Source organism: Streptomyces sp. NPDC048483, from assembly GCF_040651455.1.
Taxonomy (GTDB): Bacteria; Actinomycetota; Actinomycetes; order Streptomycetales; family Streptomycetaceae; genus Streptomyces.
On sequence record NZ_JBEZJZ010000219.1, the window covers coordinates 1 to 4,600 of the forward strand.

Annotated in this window: 2 protein-coding genes and 1 pseudogene; all 3 read left to right on the plus strand. The window is 71.0% G+C overall.

The window, feature by feature from the left end; translation table 11 throughout:
* Positions 1 to 1,394, plus strand: a 1,394-nt coding sequence (locus tag AB0D04_RS42185; protein WP_362712745.1) for a class I tRNA ligase family protein, incomplete at its 5' end; no start/stop codon positions are given.
* Positions 1,395 to 1,593: 199 nt separating this feature from the next.
* Positions 1,594 to 3,047: pseudogene (locus AB0D04_RS42190) on the plus strand (penicillin-binding transpeptidase domain-containing protein).
* A 94-nt stretch (positions 3,048 to 3,141) separates the two neighbouring features.
* Positions 3,142 to 4,600 (plus strand): Mur ligase family protein (locus tag AB0D04_RS42195; protein ID WP_362712747.1); only part of this gene is annotated, 1,459 nt, incomplete at its 3' end.

Below are 4,600 nucleotides of genomic sequence, written 5' to 3' on the forward strand. Positions count from 1 at the left end.
GGTGCATTTCGCGCCAGTTGTGGTGGGGCCACCGGATTCCGGTCTGGTACGGGCCGAACGACGAGGTCGTCGTGGTCGGGCCCGACGACAAGGCGCCCACAGGCGAGGGGTGGCACCAGGACACCGACGTTCTCGACACCTGGTTCTCGTCGGGGCTGTGGCCGTTCTCCACCCTCGGCTGGCCCGAGCAGACGCCGAGCGTCGAGAAGTTCTACCCGAACTCGGTCCTGGTCACCGGGTACGACATCCTCTTCTTCTGGGTCGCCCGGATGATGATGTTCGGCCTGTACGCGATGGACGGCACCCCGCCGTTCCACACCGTCGTGCTGCACGGCATGGTCCGGGACGAGAACGGCAAGAAGATGTCGAAGGCGTTCGGGAACGTCGTCAATCCGCTCGACTGGATGGACGCCTACGGTGCCGACGCCGTCCGCTTCACCCTCGCCCGCGGCGCCAACCCCGGTGTCGACGTCCCGATCGGCGAGGACTGGGTCCAGGGGTCCCGTAACTTCGCCAACAAGATCTGGAACGCCACGCGCTTCGCGCTGATGAACGGCGCGACGGTGGAGGGCGAACTGCCGCCCGCCGAGCAGCTGTCGGCGACCGACCGGTGGATCCTCTCCCGGCTGAACTCCGTCGTCGCCGAGGTGGACGCGTACTACGACGACTACCAGTTCGCGAAGCTGTCGGACACCCTCTTTCACTTCGCCTGGGACGAGGTCTTCGACTGGTACGTCGAGCTGTCGAAGACGACGTTCATGGCGGGCGGTCCGGCCGCCGACGCCTCGCGCCGGGTGCTGGGCGAGGTCCTGGACGTCACGCTGCGGCTGCTGCACCCGATCGTGCCGTTCGTCACCGAGACGCTGTGGACGACGCTGACCGGCGGTGAGTCGCTCGTCATCGCCGAGTGGCCGAAGGACTCCGGGTTCCGGGACGCGGCGGCGGAGCGGGAGATCGAGACCGTTCAGCAGGTCGTCACCGAGGTCCGCCGGTTCCGCTCCGACCAGGGGCTGCAGCCGGGCCAGAAGGTTCCCGCCCGGCTGGACCTGACCGGTACGGCGCTGGCGGCGCACGAGGCCGCCATGCGTGCGCTGCTGCGGCTCCAGCCGGCCGGTGACGACTTCAGCGCCACCGCCTCGCTGCCGGTCGCGGGCGCCACGGTCGCGCTGGACCTGTCCGGTGCGATCGACGTCGAGGCGGAGCGCAAGCGGCTGACGAAGGACCTGGCCGCCGCCGAGAAGGAGAAGGCGCAGGCCACCGGCAAGCTGGGCAACGAGGCGTTCCTGGCCAAGGCGCCGGAGAAGGTCGTGGACAAGATCCGCGGCCGGCTCGCGGCCGCGGAGGCGGACATCGTCCGGATCACCGCGCAGCTGGCGGCGCTGCCCAAGGCGTAGCACCGGTCCCGAGACCCTGCGCAGGCCCCTCGTCCCTACGGGCGGGGGGCCTGCGCCGTCCCTGCTCCCGTACGGGCCGTTCTCATGGCGCTCTCATGGCGCTCTCATGCGTGCGAGGCACCGTGTACCGGAATGCCGGAATGCCGGAATGCCGGAGCTCCGGCCGCACCGTACGTCCCGTACCGAGGAGCCGCGCCCCATGAACAAGCCCCTGCGACGCGTCTCGGTGTTCTGTCTCGCCCTGATCCTTGCGCTGATGGGCTGGGCCACCTGGATCCAGGGGGCAAAGGCCAGTGACTACATGGACGATCCGCACAATCCACGGGTGGCGATCGGCAAGTACGCGGCTCCGCTGGGGAACATCCTCGTCGACGGGGAGCCGGTGACCGGATCGGCCGCCACCTCGTCCACGCTGAAGTACAAGCGGACCTATCAGGACGGCAAGCTGTACGCGCCGGTGACCGGCTTCACCTCGCAGATCTTCGGCAGCACCCAGTTGGAGAGCCTGTACGGCGACCTCCTGGACGGCTCCGACAGCCGGCTGCAGAGCCCCGCCGAGGCGGTGCTGCACCAGCGGGCCAAGGGCGGCGACGTGGCCACCACCATCGGCGCCAAGGTGCAGAAGGCCGGCTATCAGGCGCTGGGGGACAAGAAGGGGGCGGCGGTCGCCCTGGACCCGGCGACCGGGCGGATTCTGGGCATGGTCAGCACGCCGTCGTACGACCCGGGGACGTTCGCCGGGTCCGGCAGCGCCGACCAGAAGGCCTGGAAGGCGATGTCCGAGGACGGCGACCAGCCGCATGTGAACCGCGCGCTGCGCCAGGCCCTGCCGCCCGGTTCGACCTTCAAGCTGGTGGTCGCCGCGGCAGCCCTGGAGAACGGCCTGTACTCCTCGGTGGACGAGCCCACCGACAGCCCCGACCCGTAACCCTCCCGCACACCCGCACCCGGCTCACCAACGAGAGCGCCTCCGCGCCCTGCAAGAACGCCACCCTCCGCACCGCGCTCCAGTACTCCTGCAACACCGTCTTCGCGAAGATCGCCGCCGACCTGGGCCAGGACAAGGTCGCGGCGCAGGCCGAGAAGTTCGGCTTCAACGACGGGAAGATCGACACCCCGGTCCGGGCCGGCAAAAGCGTCTACCCCACGGACATGGACGCGGCCCAGACCGCGCTGTCGGGGATCGGCCAGTTCAACGACCAGGCGACGCCGCTCCAGATGGCCATGGTCTCCTCGGCCATCGCCAACGGCGGGGAGCTGAAGACGCCGCAGCTGGTCGACAAGCTGACCGACGGCGGCGGCAACACCGTCGAGCAGTACAGCCCGACGACGTACGGCGGCGGCAAGGTGATGTCGGCGCGCACCGCCGAGCAGCTGCGGTCGGCGATGCAGACGGTCGTGGACAAGGGCACCGGAAGCAACGCGAAGATCGGCGGACTGACCGTCGGCGGCAAGACCGGCACCGCCCAGCACGGCGTCGACAACAGCGGTACGCCGTATGCCTGGTTCGTCTCCTACGCCCGGAACAGCGCGGGGCAGCAGGTGGCGGTCGCCGTGATGGTCGAGGACGGGCATGCGGCGCGCAACGAGGTCTCCGGCAACGGGCTGGCCGCTCCGGTGGCCCGCGCCATGATGAAGGCCGCGCTGTCGTAGCCGTCCCGCGGCGAAAGGCGGGGCTGTCCTGGGCGGACGCGGCGGGGGCGGCGCGGGGCGAGCGCTGTCGGAGGTGCCTCGTAGACTTGTCGTCGTGAGCGAGCGCCCCCGAAACGACGACCCCGACCCGACCAGCCCCGACCCGGCCGACGGCTTCGACGAGCTGGTCGAGGCCGAGACCACCAGGGACCCCGATCTGGCGGTGATCGAGGCCGGCAGCCGGACGCTGCGTGCGCAGGCCGGGCCGCCGGAGGGGGACATCCCCGCCCGGCCCGCCGACCCCGAGGTCGACCGTGCGCTGCGCGCCGTCGAGGAGGAGCTGGCCGGCCGCTGGGGCGAGACCAAGCTCGACCCGTCGGTCCAGCGGATCGTGGCGCTGCTGGACATCCTGGGCTCGCCGCAGCAGGCCTACCCCTCCATCCACATCACGGGCACCAACGGCAAGACCAGCACGGCGCGCATGATCGAGGCCCTGCTGTCCGCGTTCGACCTGCGCACCGGCCGCTATACGAGCCCGCACGTCCAGTCGGTCACCGAGCGGATCAGCCTGGACGGCGCCCCGATCTCCGCCGAGCGCTTCATCGAGACGTACCGCGACATCGCGCCATACGTGGAGATGGTCGATGCCCAGCAGGAGTACCGCCTGTCGTTCTTCGAGGTGCTGACGGCGATGGCGTTCGCCGCCTTCGCGGACGCCCCGGTGGACATCGCGGTCGTCGAGGTCGGCATGGGCGGCACCTGGGACGCGACGAACGTCATCGACGGCGATGTCGCCGTGATCACCCCGATCTCGCTGGACCACACCGACCGGCTGGGCGAGACGCCCGAGCAGATCGCCGGCGAGAAGTCGGGGATCATCAAGAAGGACGCCACGGTCGTGCTGGCCCAGCAGCCGGTGGACGCGGCGTCCGTGATGCTCAAGCGCGCGGTCGAGGTGGACGCCACGGTCGCCCGCGAGGGCATGGAGTTCGGGGTGATCTCCCGCGAGGTGGCGGTCGGCGGCCAGATGCTGACGCTGCGCGGACTGGGCGGCGAGTACCCGGAGGTCTTCCTGCCGCTGTACGGCGCCCACCAGGCGCACAACGCCGCGGTGGCGCTCGCCGCGGTCGAGGCGTTCTTCGGCGTCGGCTCCGACCACGCCCGTACGCTCGACATCGACACCATCCGCTCCGCGTTCGCCGCGGTCGCCTCGCCCGGCCGGATGGAGGTCGTACGGCGCAGCCCGACGGTCGTCCTGGACGCGGCGCACAACCCCGCGGGCGCGCAGGCCGCGGCCGAGGCGGTCACCGAGGCGTTCGGCTTCAGCCGGCTGGTGGGCGTCGTCGGCACCAGCGAGGGCAAGGACGTACGGGGAGTGCTGGAGGCGTTCGAGCCGATCTTCGCCGAGGTCGTGGTGACCTGTAATTCCAGCCATCGTGCGATGGATGCCGATGAGCTGGCGGCGGTCGCCGTGGAGGTCTTCGGCGCCGAGCGGGTCGTGGGGGGGGGGGGGGGGGGGGCCGGGGGGGGGGGGGGCGGGGCCCCCCCCCCCGCCCCTGGTGCGGGTTTTGGGT